Below are 19,656 nucleotides of genomic sequence, written 5' to 3' on the forward strand. Positions count from 1 at the left end.
TGGTATAAAGGCATCGGGAAGTAGATTCTCGATGTCTTTTTTCTATGTCACTAAGAAGAATACCCCAGGTAAATTTACTAGAACAATAGGTTGATTCTGTTTTTCATTTTCCTACTATGATAAAATGAAAGGCACTGATTCATTTTATGTAGGACACAATGATCGAATCCATAGAACAAAAGGAGGAGCTTCTGGTGACGGTTCCATTTGTTACGGTAGAAGGTCCGATTGGTGTTGGTAAAACCTCTTTATCGAAAGAGATAGCAGCGACATTTAATTACCATCTATTAAAAGAAATTGTAGACGAAAACCCTTTTTTAAATAAGTTTTATGAAGACATTGAAGAGTGGAGTTTCCAAACGGAAATGTTCTTCCTTTGTAATCGCTATAAGCAACTAACCGATATTAAAAAATTTCGTTTAGCACATGCCAAACCTGTTGTAGCAGACTATCATATTTTTAAAAATTTAATATTTGCGAAGCGTACATTGGCACCAACTGAATACGAGAAGTATGAGGAGATCTATAGAATTTTAACGAAAGACATGCCTGTTCCAAATGTAGTGGTTTATTTACATGCCAGTGTTGAGACATTAATGAAGCGTATCGCCATGCGAGGGCGAGAGTTTGAAAAGATGATTTCACGTGATTACATGGAGCAGCTTGTGGCCGACTATCATTCTTTTATCGAGCATTTTGAGAGCATGCATCCCGAAATTCCAGTTATTCGATTTAATGGAGATCAGCTTGATTTTGTAAAAAATCCAAATGATTTAAATCATGTTTTAAAAATAATTAAAGATACGTTACAACAAAGGAGTTTGCAATAATGAATTTAAGAGAGAAGTACGATATTCCACCACAAACGGTTATTACGATTGCTGGTACTGTTGGGGTAGGAAAATCGACGATGACAAAGGCTTTAGCAGAGGCACTGAACTTTCGTACCTCGTTCGAGAAAGTAGACACAAATCCATACCTTGATAAATTTTATGAGGACTTTGAAAAATGGAGCTTTCATTTACAGGTCTATTTTTTAGCAGAGCGTTTTAAAGAACAGAAGCGTATTTTTGAATATGGTGGAGGATTTGTACAAGATCGTTCTATTTATGAGGATACTGGCATTTTTGCTAAGATGCATTATGATAAAGGAACAATGAGCCCAACAGATTATGAGACTTATACAAATTTGTTTGATGCAATGGTAATGACACCTTATTTCCCACATCCAGATTTGCTTGTCTATCTTGAAGGACCTATTGATGCAGTTATTGGACGTATTCAAGAGCGTGGACGTACAATGGAGCAACAAACACCGAATGATTATTGGATAGAAATGCATGAACGCTATGAAAATTGGATAAATAATTTTAATTCCTGTCCAGTTCTACGTTTAGATATTAATGATTATGATTTATTAAAAAATCCTGATGCCATTGAATCAATTGTAAGCCGTATCAGTCATATGCTAAAACAAACAAGCCATTTACGAAAATAAAAGTAAAATAAATGACCAAAAAACGTGAGACAATATATAGCCGATTGTTTCACGTTTTTTGAATAGGAGGGATTATTATAAGAATCGCAGTGTATTGCGGATCCGGTTTGGGTAAAAGCCCTATTTATGCAGAGAAAGCGGCTGAGCTTGGTACAGCACTGGCAAAAAACGGTCACGGGGTTGTCTATGGTGGTTCTAAAACAGGCCTAATGGGGAAGGTGGCCGATGCTGTTTTAGCAGCTGGAGGAGAAGTGATTGGTGTGATGCCAACACATTTACAAAAGCGTGAATTGGCACATGCCTCATTAACAGAAATTCATATCGTAGACTCTATGCATATTCGTAAAGCTAAAATGGCCGAGTTAGCAGATGCTTTTATTGCTCTGCCAGGTGGCGCAGGGACTTTAGATGAATATTTTGAGGTATTTACTTGGGCTCAGATTGGACTTCATACAAAACCTGTCATTTTATATAATGTCCATGGATTCTATGATGCACTTCTACAGCATTTTAAAACAATGCTAGAGGAAGGCTTTATACGTGCAGAGCAAAAGAAGTTCTTACGTGTAGCGGCTACCTCTGAAGGGATTTTACGTTTATTAAAAAAACATGGATGAACTCTTTCCATGTTTTTTATCTTGATGCAGCAGGTGCACTAACATCCGCTGCAATTACACTGAGGCATAATTAATGTAATATAAAAGTAAAATAATTAAATTTTAAGTAAAAAATTAGTAATGGATGGGGTGTTCTTTATGCATAGTGTAGAGGCTCAAGTAACCGATGATTTAGTAGTACAGGCTATTGAACGCAATATAGCCATTATCCGCTTCGATATGGATAGAAGAGTGGCGTATGTCAATGAACTATTTGCTCAAACATTGGGCTATACAGTGCAGGAAATGCTAGGAAAACATCATAAAGACTTTTGTTTGCCTGATTTCATTAATAGTATGGAGTACGATAAATTTTGGCGCAACCTAACGGCAGGAAACAGCTATCAGGACAAAATAGAAAGAATTGATGCTAGAGGTAATATAATTTGGCTGGAAGCGACATATATGCCTGTCTTCGCAAATAATACAAGAAAAGTAATAGGTGTATCCAAAATAGCTACCAATATCACTGAACGGCAACATGAGATTGTTAGTGTTGCTGACAAGTTGAAGGGCATGTCTAATAAGCTTTACCAGCGTTCAGAGGCGGGCATTCAAAATAGCCAAGATCTACTAGAAACCATTAAAGTAGTTTCAAAGGAATCAAATGAAAATGTAAGTAATCTTGTGCAACTTCAGAAACAAGCAGATTCTATTAAAGGAATAGTCAAGACTGTACAAGAAATTGCCTCACAAACTAATTTATTGGCATTAAATGCAGCTATTGAAGCCGCTAGGGCTGGAGAATATGGTAGAGGTTTTGATGTAGTAGCGAAAGAGGTACGCAAGCTTTCTGTAAGAGTTGAACAATCTATTTCAGAAGTGAAGGATAATGTAGAGGGCATTGAGCGAGAAATTGGTCAGGTGACTGATAGTATTACAAAAATAGCAGAAAAAATAGATAAAACAAATGAACAAATTACTGTCACAGCGAAAGACTTTAGTGAAATAGCGTCTGCTGCTGAAGCCTTAGACGAGCAATCAAAGCAATTTATTGAAATTATTTAATTCTACTAATGACTACTATTTTCGAGATATATTGAAATAGGATATATTTTTTATTTACAATACTAGTGTAAGTCATTAATCATAATAGGGGTGTTATGTATGACAAAAGTGGAAGTAAGCTTTCAGCATTTACCAACAACAGCTATTTCAGATGCAACAGGCGGGCATACCAATGTGCGAAGTGATATTAAGCCGTTAGCAGACCATTTTAAAGTTGCTGGGCGAGCTGTAACTGTACGTTTACCAGATGGTGAAAATGGGGCAGTTTTGGAAGCAATTAGGGCTGCAAATGAAGGGGATATTTTAGTCATTGATGCAAAAGGAAATACAAACCGAGCTGTTGCTGGAGATTTTGTAATCTCCTTAGCAAAAGGGATAGGTGTACAGGGTTTTGTTGTGGATGGCGTAGTCCGCGATATTGCAGCAATTCGTGAATTAAATTTCCCTGTATTTTCGTTAGGCACTACTGTAGCAGCAGGCAATAAAAACGGCGGTGGTCAAGTAAATGTACCGATCGCCATTGGAGGAGTTACGGTTCATCCTGGTGATTATATTATTGGGGATGTGGATGGTGTAGTTGTTGTGCCACAACAGGATGCTGAAAAAATTGTTGTAGCAGCAGAGGCTAAGCTTGAAAAAGATGAAAAACGCGCTCAAGAAGCACATGCCAATGGAAAAGAATCAATTATCGCTTATTTAGATAAAGTGTTAGCAAAATAAAAAAACCCTCACGATGCCATCCAACATCGTGAGGGTTTTTTTAAAATTACGCTAGATTTTCATTTTCATTAAAGTAATTTTTCATCTTTTCTCGATCGAAACGGCCTTCCCACTTAGCCATTACTAATGACGCTAATGAGTTACCAATTACGTTAACAACTGTACGTCCCATATCAAGAATACGGTCAATACCAGCAATGAAGGCTAGTCCCTCAAGTGGAATACCTACAGTACCTAAAGTTGCTAGAAGTACTACGAATGATACCCCTGGAACACCTGCAATACCTTTAGATGTAACCATTAATACAAGCATTAACGTAATTTGTTCACCAATGCTTAGGTGAATACCGTACATTTGAGCAATAAATAATGCTGCAATGGCTTGATATAGTGTTGACCCATCTAAGTTAAAAGAGTAACCGGTCGGTATAACAAAAGATACAATATCCTTTGGCGCCCCTAATTTCTCCATTTTCATCATAACACGTGGTAATACAGCTTCAGAACTTGCTGTTGAGAAGGCTAAAATTAGCTCATCTTTTAATACTTTAATTAAATAGAAGATGCTGATCCCTGCGAATTTTGCCACAAGTCCAAGAACGACAAAGATAAAGAATAGCATGGTTGCATAAACAAGAATTGCCAATTTGGCAAGTGGAACCAGTGAAGCAAACCCATATTTGGAAACGGTTACACCAATTAAACCAAATACCCCTAGTGGAGCGAATTTCATTACGAGGTTTGTTACCCAGAACATAGCATCTGCTACCCCTTGGAAGAAGTCTAAGACTGGTTTCCCTCGATCACCTACTGCAGCAACCCCTAAACCGAAAATAACTGAGAAGAAGATAATTGCTAGCATATTACCTTCAGCCATTGACTGAATAATATTTGTTGGGACAATGCCTACAATGATATCAAATGGTCCTTCATGCTGTACTTCCTCAGTTGTTGATACATACTTCGAAATATCCCCTTGAGATAATTCATTCATGTTAATACCTGCACCAGGTTGGAAAATGTTTGCAGAAAGTAATCCAACTACGATTGCAACTGTAGTAATAATCTCAAAGTAAATTATTGATTTCCCGCCTAATCGTCCAAGTTGCTTCATATCTCCAGTACCAGCAACACCAACGATTAATGTCGAAATAATAATCGGTACAACAATCATCTTAATAAGATGTAAAAATATATCCCCTAATGGTTGTAGATATGTCTCAATTTTGGGGTTTCCGTAAAAGATACCGCCAACAATGATCCCTAAAATCAAACCGATTAAAATCTGAGCGGCTAAACTGACTTTAAATTTCTTTTTCAAATCCTTTGTACCTCCCCTAATATTAAATTTTTAGGACACGCCTTACTTTAATAATACGGAGGACTTATGGAATCCGACAAAATCCGAGAAAATTAATTTACTTTTGTTAAAATGTCTGAATATAACACTTGAATAAACTTCTTAATATTTACCTTTGCTTTACGATTATCGTGATCTTCAATCTGTGTCATGAGCTGACGAATTTCTTTAAAATCAAAATAGCGAGGGGCATAGTACTCAAATTCTGAGTTTGTGTAATCAACAACCCCTAAATTAGCAAGATTAATCATGGCAGCTAATATTGTACGACGCACACGCTGCTCGATGGCCTTACTCTCTTTTAAAATTTCATCTGGCGTAGCCTTGGTCACAGCTGCAATTTCTTCATAAAGCTCCTTTAATGGAGGAAGGGGTGCAATCTTGTGCTGGTGAGCAAGTAATGTTTCTATAATGGCAATGATATCCTCACTACCAATTTCCCCGACAATCCCCATATCATTCAAAATAGATTGAATATGGTCTCGTGATGTAGCTTTATGAGTCTTTTGTTCACTTAACTCAATGTTTGTAAGTGATTGACGTATCACTAATAGTGAATTTTTAAGTCGAAATTGTTCAGTTGTTTTTTTTAAAACATTTTCAACTTCAATACGATTGATTGGTTTATGAATGAAGAAATCAATTCCTTGCTCATAGGCTTCGCCAACCATTTCCTTATTCACTACCTGTGAAATCATAATAAATTGTCCCTCGAAACGATTTTGCATAAGTTGTTCCACAGTTGCTATACCATCAAGCTTAGGCATCAGTAAATCAATAAGTACAAACTCTGGCTGTGTCATTAAAATTTGCGGAATGGCATCTTCACCATTTCGAGCCTCACCAATAACTGTTCCTAACCCGCTATCTTCAATAATTTGCTTTAACATAACACGACTTGCACGATCATCATCTACAATAAAATACCTCATTTAAGTCTCTCCCGTTTGAATAGTTTGCGTAGGAATTATGATTTTAAACGTTGTGTATTGATTGTTTGATTCAACGGTTATTGAGCCTTTTAATTTTTCTACTAGTTCAGCAACATGCGAAAGCCCAATGCCAGTTGCTGCAACACCATCAACATTGAATTTAGTGGTGTATCCAGGTTCAAAAATAACAGAAATATCTGCTTGGGAAATCCCTTGTCCATTATCACATACGGTTATTACAGTATTATCCTCTTGGCGCTCAATAGCAATAGAAATGATCCCTTGCTTTTCAATAGCCTCAACAGCATTGGCTGATAAATTATTTAATAGAGCAAGGAGTGCAATATGATCTTTCGTTTGAAAATCAAAGTCTATACATGTATTAAATTGAATTTCCTTACCAAGTAATTCTGCATATTTCCTATTACCTTCTTCAATATAATGCAATAATTCAGATAATACAAAAGGGCCAAAGCTCTTTTCCCCGACAATCTTTGAAATACCAGCATATATCCGTTGAGAATCCTTTTTCACTTCATGGATTTCCTGGGCAATATGAAGTGCTTGTAAACTTTCCGCTCGAAAACCTAGCGTCTTTAACTGACGATATAATTCATAACCACTACCTGTAATTGTTTCAATATGATTCATTGACTTTTTTAAATATAGTGTCTCCACATAGAGATCAGATCCAATATTCAGCATTTCTTGTACCCGCTTTTTTTGTTCAGCTATCAAAATAGAGCTGTAAATCCCTACTACAAAAAAGCTTCGTAATAATGCTACCGCTAATAGGATCAAGAGATCATGGAGAAATAAAAAAGTATATGTTTGGACAAAAAATCGGAAAATTTGTTCAGCTAAATTACTGATGACCTCACTAAAAGCAACGAGTAAACCAAGTTTTAGTGGTTTTTCTCTGTATTGTTGAATATCTAAAATTTGCAGGCATACTGCAAACAATACATAAAATAAACCGGCTGGTAAATGGTTAAATATACTCTCGGCAATCAGAACATCATGTAATGTCGAATTAATAACCCGAAAAATAGTTGTCACAATACCGGTAGCTACACCTGCTAAAATAATTGGTGTAGGTTTAATTAATGTGCATAAAAAGAAGACAATTGTTCCTAAACCAAAACGGAAAGTTGTATTAGCAAAAGGCATAATTTTAATTTCACTACCTATTGCGGTCATAACAGCAATAATGAAAATCCAAGTAAGGGAAGCACGCGTCATAAGTAATTTCGATTGCAATTCAACAACCTCCCATCATTGATATAATAAAAAATACCACAACCGAGGCGGAAGTGGTATCTAACAAGTAATACATACAATTTAGGCAAAAAAAAACGGCTACATTCGTAGTCGGAAATTTAAAACTGGAGGAGGTAGAGGGATTCGAACCCCCGCGCGGTGTTACCCGCCTGTCGGTTTTCAAGACCGATCCCTTCAGCCAGACTTGGGTATACCTCCATGTTATATTGCTTTACTGTCTTATCGACAAAAATAAATTTATCATAACTAGAAACGAACGTCAAGATAATTTTTGAAAAAATATATAATGTTTAAATCGTCACTTAGAAATAAATAATTTGTGCATTAAGTTGCATTTTATACAAACAGTCAGTATACTAGTTATTGCCGTGCTAGGTGGGAAGGTAGCGGTGTCCTGTAACTCGCAATCCGCTCTAGCGAGACTGAATTCCTTTTTCGAGGCTGTCCGTATTGTTTGGTCTGCCTTTTGCACGTAGTGTTGACGATTGGGTCCTGCGCAATGGATACCCATGAACCATGTCAGGTCCGGAAGGAAGCAGCATTAAGTGGTCTTATTCATGTGCCGCGGGGTTGCCTAATCTGAGCTAACGACAAGAGTAACGCTTATGTGCGGCTGTCAAGGAAAGGTGCACGGCATTAAATTGCCAATTCAAAGCATCCGTCTATTATAGGCGGATGCTTTTTTATTTTAAATTTAGCAACTTCATTTTCTATATAATGCAGCAAATGCTATAATAAAACTATTCAATTAAATGGAGAAGGAGAGAGGAAATCAGTGACGTATCAAGCATTTTACCGTGTGTATAGACCGCAATCTTTTCGAGAAATGTCTGGTCAAACACATGTCAAAAGAACGCTACAAAATGCTCTCCTAGCAAATAAAACAACACATGCTTACTTGTTTTCTGGGCCCCGTGGTACAGGGAAAACAAGTACTGCTAAAATCTTTGCGAAGGCCTTGAATTGTGAACATGCACCATCGAAAGAGCCGTGTAATGAATGTGCTACATGCATAAGTATTACAGATGGTTCTCATCCAGATGTAATTGAATTTGATGCAGCCTCAAATTCACGTGTTGAAGAGATAAGGGATATCATAGAAAAGGTTCGTTTTGCTCCCGCAAGCAGTAGATATAAGGTGTACATCATAGACGAAGTGCATATGCTTTCTACAAGTGCTTTTAACGCTCTTTTAAAAACGTTGGAAGAACCACCTCCTCATGCCGTGTTTATTTTAGCAACTACAGAGCCTCATAAATTGCCTGCTACGATCATTTCTCGTTGTCAGCGCTTTGATTTTAAACGACTTTCTACTAATGATATTATTGAACGTATGAAAGTTGTTTTAGAAGATATTGACTTACCATATGAAGAACAAGGTTTAAAGGTGATTGCACAATCAGCCGCAGGGGGAATGCGTGATGCTTTAAGCTTATTGGACCAAGTTGTGTCTTTTAGTGGCGAAAAATTAAAACTTGAGGATACGTTGTTAGTTACAGGTTCTATTAGTCAGGATGTTTTTTATGATCTAGCGGAGGCACTCAAAGTAAAAGATGTTGCGCAAATGCTTACCCTTTTAGAGCAACTTATAGCTGACGGTAAGGACCCTTTGCGACTCTCAGAGGATTTAATTACATTTTTCCGCGATTTATTATTACTTCAAACAAGTGATGATTTAGCTGAACTTTTAGAGCTTGTATCTCCTGAGGAACGTGTATTCACTTTAGCGCACGAGTTTGCACCAAATATGCTTTATGGATATATTGATATACTTGCAAAGACACAGCAAGAGATGCGTTTCTCTCACCATACCAAAATTTATTTAGAGACGGCTTTGCTTAAAATGGTACAGTTTTCAGGAGGGATAGCCCATCAGACGGTGACTACAAATGAAATGGGAGAAAACCCTGATCTCACTCAAAAAATTGTAGCTCTTGAACAACTGGTTCAGCAACTATCCTTACAACTGCAAACGGGGACACCTATGCAAACGACGACAGCACAAAAAGAGCAACGGCCTCGAGCTAAAAGCCCGAATGGTTATAAAGCACCTACAGGTCGTATTCAGGAAGTGCTGAAAGATGCAACAAAGCAGGATGTGCAACGTATTAAGTCCATTTGGGCACAAGCCTTAAGTCAAATGCAAAAATCACAATCTGCTCTTTTAGCAGAAGCCGAACCTGTTGCGGCATCTTCAAGTGCTTTTGTGTTAAAATTCAAGTATGATATTCATTGTCAGATGGTTGCCGACAACCAGTCTTTAAAGGCTCACTTTACACAATTAATTGCAGGGCAAACTGGTACAATGTACGAGATGCTATGTATACCAGAAGAATCATGGTTAAAAATGCGTGAAGAGTTTATTCGTGATCATGGTCTGCAGCAAAAGAAATCACAGACTGAATCAGAGCATGGAGAAGAATTATTAGAGCCACCACCGGCAGAAATGCCAGAAGAACCATTTATCGATGATGCCCAACCTCTTGCTTCACAAGACCCACTTGTAACAGAGGCTGAAAAGCTCTTTGGTAAAGATTTTGTTGAAATTATTGAAGATTAAATTTTTAGGAGGAAACATTTATGCGTGGAATGGGAAATATGCAAGGTATGATGAAAAAAATGCAAAAAATGCAAAAGGAAATGATGGAGGCTCAAGAAGCTCTAAATGCTGAGCAATTTGAAGGTGTTGCAGGCGGCGGTATGGTGAAAGTAACAGTTTCTGGTCAGCGTGAAGTAGTTTCAGTAACTCTAGATGAATCTGTAGTAGACCCAGAAGATATCGAAATGCTACAAGACCTAATTGTTATTGCAACAAATGAAGCGTTGAAAAAAGTAGAAGAAAAAACAAACTCAACAATGGGTAAATTCACGCAAGGCTTAAACCTTCCATTCTAGGAGGTATTCATATGTACTACCCAGAACCAATATCTAAATTGATCGATAGTTTTATGAAATTGCCAGGTATCGGGCCGAAAACTGCGGCTCGTCTGGCGTTTTTTGTGTTAACAATGAAGGAAGACGATGTATTATCTTTCTCTAAAGCACTAATTGATGCTAAACGAAACCTAAGCTACTGTTCTATTTGTGGCAATATAACGGATGTAGATCCTTGTCACATATGTACAGATAAGCAGCGAGATCATTCTATTATTTGTGTTGTACAAGATACAAAAGATGTGATTGCAATGGAAAAAATGCGTGACTACAATGGTATGTACCATGTACTTCAAGGAGCTATTTCACCAATGGATGGTATTGGTCCAGAAGACATTAATGTTGCTTCTTTGCTAGTGCGCTTGCAAGATGAAAGTGTTCAAGAACTTATTTTAGCTACAAATTCAACAATCGAGGGTGAGGCAACCGCTATGTATATTTCTCGCCTTGTCAAACCGTCAGGCATTCGTACAACTCGTATTGCTCATGGATTGCCAGTAGGTGGAGATCTAGAATACGCAGATGAGGTTACGCTGTCTAAGGCAATGGAAGGCCGACGCGAGTTATGAGTGAGGGATTAGTATGTTCTTCCGTAGTAAAGGGAAATTAAAAAAGGAATTTGATGATAAGCTTGTGAATCTGATTAAAGAAACAAAAGAGGATTTACAGCAGGCAAAGATAATAGAAGAATTAATGGATGATTATGACCTAGGTGTAATTGCTCAACGCAAAACAGCAGAAAGTATTCATTTCTATTTGTTTAAGGAAGCTAGAATTCGTAAGGTATTAATAAAATAGTTCTTTGTAAAATATTCATAGAAGCAAAACAGGAAACATAAACTTTCATAATTATTTACTTGAGGGGGCAACTATATGTCTGAGTTAGTAATTATGAGTATTTGTATTCCTGTCGGGCTTCTTTTTCTTTATGTAATAATAAGACATGCTAAAATGGGTAAAATCTTAGAAGGATTATCGGTGTTTTGGTTTAGATTTGCATTTGCTTTTCTACTATTATTTGTAATCCATTTAGGTATTGGTTATATAGGATATAATGTGCCAATCAATCTGTTTTCGGTCTTAACAATCGCTGTTTTAGGTATTCCTGGTGTCTTAGGAATAACAGCTTTAATATTTATTTTATAAAAGGCTTGCAATATAAAAAGATTATGGTATAGTTATAAAAGTCGCTAATACAACTGATTGAAACGAAAAAATAATTTTAAAATTATTGTTGACATGGTGTGTGGCGCATGATATTATATAAGAGTTGCTGCTGAAACAGCAGTAAACAAAATGAACCTTGAAAACTGAACAAGCAAAACGTAATCAATAAAGTTTTAAGTAACTAGCTTCGGTTAGTGAACGAAACACAATTTTGGACATCAAACATGATGCCAGCAAAACAATTTGAGCTAATCAAATTTCTTTTATGGAGAGTTTGATCCTGGCTCAGGACGAACGCTGGCGGCGTGCCTAATACATGCAAGTCGAGCGAACAGAAAAGGAGCTTGCTCCTTTGACGTTAGCGGCGGACGGGTGAGTAACACGTGGGCAACCTACCCTATAGTTTGGGATAACTCCGGGAAACCGGGGCTAATACCGAATAATCTCTCTTGCTTCATGGCGAGAGACTGAAAGACGGTTTCGGCTGTCGCTATAGGATGGGCCCGCGGCGCATTAGCTAGTTGGTGAGGTAACGGCTCACCAAGGCGACGATGCGTAGCCGACCTGAGAGGGTGATCGGCCACACTGGGACTGAGACACGGCCCAGACTCCTACGGGAGGCAGCAGTAGGGAATCTTCCACAATGGGCGAAAGCCTGATGGAGCAACGCCGCGTGAGTGAAGAAGGTTTTCGGATCGTAAAACTCTGTTGTAAGGGAAGAACAAGTACAGTAGTAACTGGCTGTACCTTGACGGTACCTTATTAGAAAGCCACGGCTAACTACGTGCCAGCAGCCGCGGTAATACGTAGGTGGCAAGCGTTGTCCGGAATTATTGGGCGTAAAGCGCGCGCAGGCGGTCCTTTAAGTCTGATGTGAAAGCCCACGGCTCAACCGTGGAGGGTCATTGGAAACTGGGGGACTTGAGTGCAGAAGAGGAAAGTGGAATTCCAAGTGTAGCGGTGAAATGCGTAGAGATTTGGAGGAACACCAGTGGCGAAGGCGACTTTCTGGTCTGTAACTGACGCTGAGGCGCGAAAGCGTGGGGAGCAAACAGGATTAGATACCCTGGTAGTCCACGCCGTAAACGATGAGTGCTAAGTGTTAGGGGGTTTCCGCCCCTTAGTGCTGCAGCTAACGCATTAAGCACTCCGCCTGGGGAGTACGGTCGCAAGACTGAAACTCAAAGGAATTGACGGGGGCCCGCACAAGCGGTGGAGCATGTGGTTTAATTCGAAGCAACGCGAAGAACCTTACCAGGTCTTGACATCCCGTTGACCACTGTAGAGATATAGTTTCCCCTTCGGGGGCAACGGTGACAGGTGGTGCATGGTTGTCGTCAGCTCGTGTCGTGAGATGTTGGGTTAAGTCCCGCAACGAGCGCAACCCTTGATCTTAGTTGCCATCATTTAGTTGGGCACTCTAAGGTGACTGCCGGTGACAAACCGGAGGAAGGTGGGGATGACGTCAAATCATCATGCCCCTTATGACCTGGGCTACACACGTGCTACAATGGACGATACAAACGGTTGCCAACTCGCGAGAGGGAGCTAATCCGATAAAGTCGTTCTCAGTTCGGATTGTAGGCTGCAACTCGCCTACATGAAGCCGGAATCGCTAGTAATCGCGGATCAGCATGCCGCGGTGAATACGTTCCCGGGCCTTGTACACACCGCCCGTCACACCACGAGAGTTTGTAACACCCGAAGTCGGTGAGGTAACCTTTTGGAGCCAGCCGCCGAAGGTGGGATAGATGATTGGGGTGAAGTCGTAACAAGGTAGCCGTATCGGAAGGTGCGGCTGGATCACCTCCTTTCTAAGGATTATTTCGGAATACAAACCTTGGGTTTGTACGATTACGTTTTGCGTTCAGTTTTGAAGGTTCATTCTATCTGAATGAAACACTTCAAAACTTGTTCTTTGAAAACTGGATAAAACGACATTGAAATTGTAACAAACACATTTATTTTTTAAGTTTTTTATAGGCTTAATAACTTGGTTAAGTTATTAAGGGCGCACGGCGAATGCCTTGGCACTAGGAGCCGAAGAAGGACGGCACTAACACCGATATGCTTCGGGGAGCTGTAAGTGAGCTTTGATCCGGAGATTTCCGAATGGGGGAACCCACTACGTTTAATCGCGTAGTATCTTGACGTGAATACATAGCGTCTTGAAGGCAGACCCAGGGAACTGAAACATCTAAGTACCTGGAGGAAGAGAAAGAAAAATCGATTCCCTGAGTAGCGGCGAGCGAAACGGGAAGAGCCCAAACCAAGAGGCTTGCCTCTTGGGGTTGTAGGACACTCAATACGGAGTTACAAAAGAGCGAGTTAGATGAAGCGACTTGGAAAGGTCCGCCAGAGCAGGTAAAAGCCCTGTAGTCGAAAGTTCGTTCTCTCCTGAGTGGATCCTGAGTACGGCGGAACACGTGAAATTCCGTCGGAATCCGGGAGGACCATCTCCCAAGGCTAAATACTACCTAGTGACCGATAGTGAACCAGTACCGTGAGGGAAAGGTGAAAAGCACCCCGGAAGGGGAGTGAAAGAGATCCTGAAACCGTGTGCCTACAAGTAGTTAGAGCCCGTTAATGGGTGATAGCGTGCCTTTTGTAGAATGAACCGGCGAGTTACGATTACGTGCGAGGTTAAGCTTTAGAAGGCGGAGCCGCAGCGAAAGCGAGTCTGAATAGGGCGAAATAGTACGTGGTCGTAGACCCGAAACCAGGTGATCTACCCATGTCCAGGGTGAAGGTGAGGTAACACTTACTGGAGGCCCGAACCCACGCACGTTGAAAAGTGCGGGGATGAGGTGTGGGTAGCGGAGAAATTCCAATCGAACTTGGAGATAGCTGGTTCTCTCCGAAATAGCTTTAGGGCTAGCCTCGTGATGAGAATACTGGAGGTAGAGCACTGTTTGGACTAGGGGGCCATCCCGGTTTACCGAATTCAGACAAACTCCGAATGCCAGATATTTATACACGGGAGTCAGACTGCGAGTGATAAGATCCGTAGTCAAAAGGGAAACAGCCCAGACCACCAGCTAAGGTCCCAAAGTAATCGTTAAGTGGAAAAGGATGTGGCGTTGCACAGACAACCAGGATGTTGGCTTAGAAGCAGCCATCATTTAAAGAGTGCGTAATAGCTCACTGGTCGAGTGACGCTGCGCCGAAAATGTATCGGGGCTAAACGATTCACCGAAGCTGTGGATTGACATCTACGATGTCAGTGGTAGGAGAGCGTTCTAAGTGCGTTGAAGTCAGACCGGAAGGACTGGTGGAGCGCTTAGAAGTGAGAATGCCGGTATGAGTAGCGAAAGACGGGTGAGAATCCCGTCCACCGTATGACTAAGGTTTCCTGAGGAAGGCTCGTCCGCTCAGGGTTAGTCGGGACCTAAGCCGAGGCCGATAGGCGTAGGCGATGGACAACAGGTTGATATTCCTGTACCACCTCCTCACCGTTTGAGAAATGGGGGGACGCAGTAGGATAGGGTAAGCGCGCCGTTGGTTGTGCGCGTCCAAGCAGTAAGGCGTGTGTGTAGGCAAATCCGCACACTGTAACGTTGAGCTGTGATGGCGAGTCCGTATGGACGAAGTTCCTGATTTCACACTGCCAAGAAAAGCCTCTATCGAGGTGAGAGGTGCCCGTACCGCAAACCGACACAGGTAGTCGAGGAGAGAATCCTAAGGTGTGCGAGAGAACTCTCGTTAAGGAACTCGGCAAAATGACCCCGTAACTTCGGGAGAAGGGGTGCTCTTGAGCGTGCAAGCGCATGAGAGCCGCAGTGAATAGGCCCAGGCGACTGTTTAGCAAAAACACAGGTCTCTGCAAAACCGTAAGGTGACGTATAGGGGCTGACGCCTGCCCGGTGCTGGAAGGTTAAGAGGAGTGGTTAGCGCAAGCGAAGCTGCGAATTGAAGCCCCAGTAAACGGCGGCCGTAACTATAACGGTCCTAAGGTAGCGAAATTCCTTGTCGGGTAAGTTCCGACCCGCACGAAAGGCGTAACGATCTGGGCACTGTCTCAACGAGAGACTCGGTGAAATTATAGTACCTGTGAAGATGCAGGTTACCCGCGACAGGACGGAAAGACCCCGTGGAGCTTTACTGTAGCCTGATATTGAATTTTGGTACAACTTGTACAGGATAGGTAGGAGCCAGAGATCTCGGAGCGCCAGCTTCGAAGGAGGCGTCGGTGGGATACTACCCTGGTTGTATTGAAATTCTAACCCATGCCCCTTAGCGGGGCAGGAGACAGTGTCAGGCGGACAGTTTGACTGGGGCGGTCGCCTCCTAAAAGGTAACGGAGGCGCCCAAAGGTTCCCTCAGAATGGTTGGAAATCATTCGTAGAGTGTAAAGGCACAAGGGAGCTTGACTGCGAGACCTACAAGTCGAGCAGGGTCGAAAGACGGGCTTAGTGATCCGGTGGTTCCGCATGGAAGGGCCATCGCTCAACGGATAAAAGCTACCCCGGGGATAACAGGCTTATCTCCCCCAAGAGTCCACATCGACGGGGAGGTTTGGCACCTCGATGTCGGCTCATCGCATCCTGGGGCTGTAGTCGGTCCCAAGGGTTGGGCTGTTCGCCCATTAAAGCGGTACGCGAGCTGGGTTCAGAACGTCGTGAGACAGTTCGGTCCCTATCCGTCGTGGGCGTAGGAAATTTGAGAGGAGCTGTCCTTAGTACGAGAGGACCGGGATGGACACACCGCTGGTGTACCAGTTGTCTTGCCAAAGGCATCGCTGGGTAGCTATGTGTGGACGGGATAAGTGCTGAAAGCATCTAAGCATGAAGCCCCCCTCAAGATGAGATTTCCCATTACGCAAGTAAGTAAGATCCCTCAAAGACGATGAGGTAGATAGGTTCGAGGTGGAAGTGTGGTGACACATGGAGCTGACGAATACTAATCGATCGAGGACTTAACCAAAAAAGTTTGAAGCATTCAATGTATCGTTTATCCAGTTTTGAAAGAACAATTCTTTCAATTAAATACAAAGTCTAGTGATGATGGCAAAGAGGTCACACCCGTTCCCATACCGAACACGGAAGTTAAGCTCTTTAGCGCCGATGGTAGTTGGGGGCTTCCCCCTGTGAGAGTAGGACGTCGCTAGGCAAATAAGTAACCACTGAGAACTCAGTGGTTTTTTTGTTTATATAGAAACCTATAAAATGTTAAAGTTTAATAGAGCGATAAAAATAAACAAAGGGGTGCAATAGAGTGGCAACAGGACAATGCAGTAAGGAAATCAATATACAAAAAGAAAAATTAGAGAATTTTATTCAAAATAGAGAACAATGGGCTGTTTTAATACCAGGTTATTTACATCACGAATTAATAAATGAAGTCGATATGATCTGGGTCTTCCAAGGAGACTTTGGCATAATTCAGAAAGCTGTTAAAGTAAAACTTAAAGTAAAAAAATCTGATGCTCATCAAATACAGTTTGATTTAGAGGGTTTATCTGATCCGATAATTGGTAATGGTTCTTTTGAAATAATACAAAATCAAAATGAATCACCACAACTGATTGGTAATTTAACAATGAAAGCTAGTGGATTTTTAGCAGGAATGATGAATCCTGTATTAGATAATTTTGTACCTCGACTGATAGAGCAATTAGTGGAAGCAATGGCCATTCAAGCATTACAAGACTAGTGATATGAAAATAAGTGGTGAACCGATTATTACAGATAACAGCAATAATCGGTTTTATTTTAATAAGCAACTCTTACTGCTGCAAAAAAGATGGTTTAGGTATAGATGACTCTATTTTTGGATGAAGCGTCAACGATAATGACATCAAGCTGTGATTAATTTTGATGAAAAGGTTGTTTACTAAATAAAGTGGATTACCTGTGAAAGGATAGCTTTTTTCTCTCCTTATAATTTCGTATAATTAAACGAGAATCTAACGAAAATGGGTGTTTGTTTTGCAAAAGAAAAAACCAATTATAGAAGGGTTAGAACGTTTTCGACAGCAACAAAATATTTCTTTTCATGTCCCAGGTCATAAGCATGGCGAACTGTCCCATCTTCCTCAAGCATTTAAGGATGTAATGCGTTATGATGTAACTGAATTATCGGGATTAGATGATCTACATTACCCTGAGGAAATGATATTAGAAGCCGAAAATTTATTGGCAGATACATATGGAGCAACGAAGAGCTTCTTTTTAGTAGGAGGGTCTACTGTTGGCAATTTAGCAATGATTTATGCTACTTGTAACAAAGGTGATACCATTATTGTTCAGCGTAATGCACATAAATCAATTTTCCATGCTATTGAACTTGTTGGGGCTAAGCCAATTTTTGTGTCGCCGCTATGGGATGAACGGACAATGTCGGCGACACATGTAACTTATAGAGATTTAAAAGAAGCCGTAGAAAATTATTCAGAGGCGAAAGCAGTAGTTTTAACATATCCTACTTATTATGGGATGACTTCGAATGAAATACAGCAACAAATTGCTTATTGTCATGAGAAGGGAATACCTGTATTGGTGGATGAAGCACATGGCGCTCATTTTAATGCATGTACGCTATTTCAGCCATCTGCATTGACACTTGGAGCAGACGTTGTTGTTCAATCAGCCCATAAGACTCTACCTGCTATGACGATGGCTTCTTTTATGCATGTTAAGTCGCAATTGATAGAGGCTGACAAAATACATCACTACTTACGCATGTTACAATCTAGTAGTCCATCTTACTTATTATTAGCATCATTAGATGATGCTCGCTATTATGTACAGACATATATGGAGAGTGATGGGGCATATATAATAGAAAAAAAGAATCAATGGGTAGATGCATTACGAGCAATTGGATCATTAGAAGTAATTGAAGTAGATGATCCACTTAAAGTATTGTTACGTGTTAATGGTTATAGTGGCTTTCAATTACAGGAGGCATTAGAGGCAAAGCATGTGTATGGGGAACTGGCAGATGCCAATCAGGTTTTATTTGTGTTACCTTTGCTGAAGCAAGGACATACCTACCCATTTGCTGAAATCAGGGTTCGTATAAAAGAGGCTATATCAACGCTATTAAACACAGCTAAAACAGATAGCATAACGGCTTCTCAAACAGCCTATCATTTTGTACCGATTACTGAGCCTCTATATACCTTTAATGAGGTTGCATCATTAAAGAAAGAATGGTTACCATATATGCGTACAATGGGGCGAATTTCAGCAAATATGATCATTCCTTATCCACCTGGGATACCATTATTAGTACCAGGAGAAAGAATAACAGTAGCTAAGTTAAGTCAATTGGAAGAGCTACTAGCAGCAGGTGCAACATTCCAGGGGAATCATCGTTTAGCAGAAAAAATGATTCAGGTTATTAAATAGTTGGAGGCAATCACAGCATGAATAGCAATTTATTTATTACATTTGAAGGACCAGAGGGAGCAGGAAAAACAACGGTCATTCAAATGATAGCAAAGCGATTAAAAGAAAAAAATATTGAAGTTCTAGCAACAAGAGAACCAGGTGGAATTGAGATTGCAGAAAAAATAAGAACGATTATTTTGAATCCTGCACATACTGCTATGGATGAACGAACAGAGGCATTGTTATATGCTGCAGCAAGAAGCCAGCATTATTTTGAAAAAGTACGTCCTGCATTAGATGCAGGGAAGTTAGTGATATGTGACCGTTTTATCGATTCCTCTTTAGCCTATCAAGGATATGCAAGAGGTATAGGTGTCAATGAGGTGCTTTCTATTAATGAATTTGCTATTGGGAAGAAATTACCTGACGTGACCATACTATTTGATCTTGCTCCAGAGGTTGGCTTAGCGCGTATTCATGCAACTGGCAATCGGGAAGTAAACCGCTTAGACGTTGAAAGCTTGCCGTTTCATCAGAAGGTACGTGAAGGATATTTACAATTAGTAGAGCAGTATCCAGAGCGAATACGTGTAGTCAACGCAGATCAAGATATTGAAAGTGTTGTGGAAGATGTATGGTTATTATTATTGGAAGCAATGCAGTAAATGCATGAAGTTGTCTACAACAATGTGATATAATGATACTATCCATTAATTTATCTTCACTAAGAGGGCATCATTTGTGGAAGTACCTATTAGGTCTGACA

Annotated in this window: 16 protein-coding genes, 1 tRNA gene, 3 rRNA genes and 1 other RNA gene; 17 read left to right on the forward strand and 4 right to left on the reverse strand. The window is 40.5% G+C overall.

What is annotated here, in order from left to right; all coding sequences use genetic code 11:
- Positions 1-194: 194 nt before the first annotated feature.
- The 5 genes from PSR12_RS00170 (at position 195) to PSR12_RS00190 (ending at position 3,882) form a co-directional block, all read left to right on the forward strand.
- Positions 195-830 (forward strand): deoxynucleoside kinase, encoded by a 636-nt coding sequence (locus PSR12_RS00170; protein WP_274771100.1) that lies wholly within the window; start codon positions 195-197, stop codon positions 828-830.
- Positions 830-1,498: a deoxynucleoside kinase gene (locus PSR12_RS00175; protein ID WP_004233968.1), complete on the forward strand. Its 669-nt coding sequence runs from the start codon at positions 830-832 to the stop codon at positions 1,496-1,498. Before PSR12_RS00170 ends, PSR12_RS00175 begins: the two co-directional genes overlap by 1 nt.
- Before the next feature lie 89 nt (positions 1,499-1,587).
- Positions 1,588-2,115, forward strand: a complete 528-nt coding sequence (locus PSR12_RS00180) for an LOG family protein (RefSeq protein ID WP_004233967.1) — start codon at positions 1,588-1,590, stop codon at positions 2,113-2,115.
- 138 nt (positions 2,116-2,253) lie between these two features.
- The gene (locus tag PSR12_RS00185; protein ID WP_274771103.1) at positions 2,254-3,162 is read left to right on the forward strand and encodes a methyl-accepting chemotaxis protein; all 909 of its coding nucleotides are present in this window, start codon (positions 2,254-2,256) and stop codon (positions 3,160-3,162) included.
- A gap of 99 nt (positions 3,163-3,261) precedes the next feature.
- Positions 3,262-3,882, forward strand: coding sequence for an RraA family protein (locus PSR12_RS00190; protein WP_221683469.1), 621 nt, complete (start codon positions 3,262-3,264; stop codon positions 3,880-3,882).
- A 46-nt stretch (positions 3,883-3,928) separates the two neighbouring features.
- Here the strand turns inward: PSR12_RS00190 and PSR12_RS00195 are convergent, their stop codons facing one another.
- The 4 genes from PSR12_RS00195 to PSR12_RS00210 form a co-directional block, all read right to left on the reverse strand.
- Complete coding sequence (locus PSR12_RS00195) at positions 3,929-5,203, reverse strand: cation:dicarboxylate symporter family transporter (RefSeq protein WP_221683471.1); 1,275 nt, start codon at positions 5,201-5,203, stop codon at positions 3,929-3,931.
- A 92-nt stretch (positions 5,204-5,295) separates the two neighbouring features.
- The gene (locus PSR12_RS00200) at positions 5,296-6,174 is read right to left on the reverse strand and encodes a response regulator (protein WP_048391012.1); all 879 of its coding nucleotides are present in this window, start codon (positions 6,172-6,174) and stop codon (positions 5,296-5,298) included.
- Positions 6,175-7,434, reverse strand: a complete 1,260-nt coding sequence (locus PSR12_RS00205; protein ID WP_221683473.1) for a sensor histidine kinase — start codon at positions 7,432-7,434, stop codon at positions 6,175-6,177.
- A 126-nt stretch (positions 7,435-7,560) separates the two neighbouring features.
- Positions 7,561-7,653 (reverse strand) — tRNA-Ser (locus tag PSR12_RS00210).
- A gap of 168 nt (positions 7,654-7,821) precedes the next feature.
- On the opposite strand from PSR12_RS00210, the gene ffs reads away from it, so the two are divergent.
- The 12 genes from ffs (at position 7,822) to tmk (ending at position 19,555) form a co-directional block, all read left to right on the forward strand.
- Positions 7,822-8,089: signal recognition particle sRNA large type (gene ffs / locus PSR12_RS00215), an RNA gene on the forward strand.
- Positions 8,090-8,230: 141 nt separating this feature from the next.
- Positions 8,231-10,015: a DNA polymerase III subunit gamma/tau gene (gene dnaX, locus PSR12_RS00220; protein WP_221683475.1), complete on the forward strand. Its 1,785-nt coding sequence runs from the start codon at positions 8,231-8,233 to the stop codon at positions 10,013-10,015.
- A gap of 20 nt (positions 10,016-10,035) precedes the next feature.
- On the forward strand, positions 10,036-10,350 hold the full coding sequence (locus PSR12_RS00225) for a YbaB/EbfC family nucleoid-associated protein (RefSeq protein WP_274771110.1): 315 nt from the start codon (positions 10,036-10,038) through the stop codon (positions 10,348-10,350).
- A gap of 11 nt (positions 10,351-10,361) precedes the next feature.
- Positions 10,362-10,958: a recombination mediator RecR gene (recR, locus tag PSR12_RS00230; protein WP_221683476.1), complete on the forward strand. Its 597-nt coding sequence runs from the start codon at positions 10,362-10,364 to the stop codon at positions 10,956-10,958.
- Positions 10,959-10,971: 13 nt separating this feature from the next.
- Entirely contained in the window at positions 10,972-11,187 is a 216-nt protein-coding gene (locus PSR12_RS00235; protein ID WP_004233954.1) for a YaaL family protein, read from the forward strand.
- 75 nt (positions 11,188-11,262) lie between these two features.
- Complete coding sequence (locus PSR12_RS00240) at positions 11,263-11,535, forward strand: pro-sigmaK processing inhibitor BofA family protein (RefSeq protein ID WP_004233951.1); 273 nt, start codon at positions 11,263-11,265, stop codon at positions 11,533-11,535.
- Positions 11,536-11,818: 283 nt separating this feature from the next.
- A 16S ribosomal RNA gene (locus PSR12_RS00245) occupies positions 11,819-13,370 on the forward strand.
- A 181-nt stretch (positions 13,371-13,551) separates the two neighbouring features.
- Positions 13,552-16,479, forward strand: a 23S ribosomal RNA gene (locus PSR12_RS00250).
- Positions 16,480-16,549: 70 nt separating this feature from the next.
- Positions 16,550-16,665: ribosomal RNA gene (rrf, locus tag PSR12_RS00255) — 5S ribosomal RNA — on the forward strand.
- Together the 16S, 23S and 5S rRNA genes form the textbook arrangement of a ribosomal RNA operon.
- A 105-nt stretch (positions 16,666-16,770) precedes the next feature.
- Complete coding sequence (locus PSR12_RS00260; protein WP_274771113.1) at positions 16,771-17,208, forward strand: SRPBCC domain-containing protein; 438 nt, start codon at positions 16,771-16,773, stop codon at positions 17,206-17,208.
- Between the two features lie 275 nt (positions 17,209-17,483).
- Entirely contained in the window at positions 17,484-18,908 is a 1,425-nt protein-coding gene (locus PSR12_RS00265; protein WP_255601758.1) for an aminotransferase class I/II-fold pyridoxal phosphate-dependent enzyme, read from the forward strand.
- Positions 18,909-18,925: 17 nt separating this feature from the next.
- On the forward strand, positions 18,926-19,555 hold the full coding sequence (tmk, locus tag PSR12_RS00270; protein WP_221683390.1) for a dTMP kinase: 630 nt from the start codon (positions 18,926-18,928) through the stop codon (positions 19,553-19,555).
- Positions 19,556-19,656: the final 101 nt, after the last annotated feature.

This window comes from Lysinibacillus sp. G01H, assembly GCF_028872195.1.
GTDB classification, from domain to species: Bacteria; Bacillota; Bacilli; order Bacillales_A; family Planococcaceae; genus Lysinibacillus; species Lysinibacillus capsici.

Coding starts and splice junctions, on each gene's coding strand:
- PSR12_RS00185 (WP_274771103.1), top strand. CDS start 2,254: ATGCATAGTGTAGAGGCTCAAGTAACCGATGATTTAGTAGTACAGGCT.
- tmk (WP_221683390.1), top strand. CDS start 18,926: ATGAATAGCAATTTATTTATTACATTTGAAGGACCAGAGGGAGCAGGA.
- PSR12_RS00240 (WP_004233951.1), top strand. CDS start 11,263: ATGTCTGAGTTAGTAATTATGAGTATTTGTATTCCTGTCGGGCTTCTT.
- PSR12_RS00200 (WP_048391012.1), bottom strand. CDS start 6,174: ATGAGGTATTTTATTGTAGATGATGATCGTGCAAGTCGTGTTATGTTA.
- PSR12_RS00175 (WP_004233968.1), top strand. CDS start 830: ATGAATTTAAGAGAGAAGTACGATATTCCACCACAAACGGTTATTACG.
- recR (WP_221683476.1), top strand. CDS start 10,362: ATGTACTACCCAGAACCAATATCTAAATTGATCGATAGTTTTATGAAA.
- PSR12_RS00190 (WP_221683469.1), top strand. CDS start 3,262: ATGACAAAAGTGGAAGTAAGCTTTCAGCATTTACCAACAACAGCTATT.
- PSR12_RS00225 (WP_274771110.1), top strand. CDS start 10,036: ATGCGTGGAATGGGAAATATGCAAGGTATGATGAAAAAAATGCAAAAA.
- PSR12_RS00235 (WP_004233954.1), top strand. CDS start 10,972: ATGTTCTTCCGTAGTAAAGGGAAATTAAAAAAGGAATTTGATGATAAG.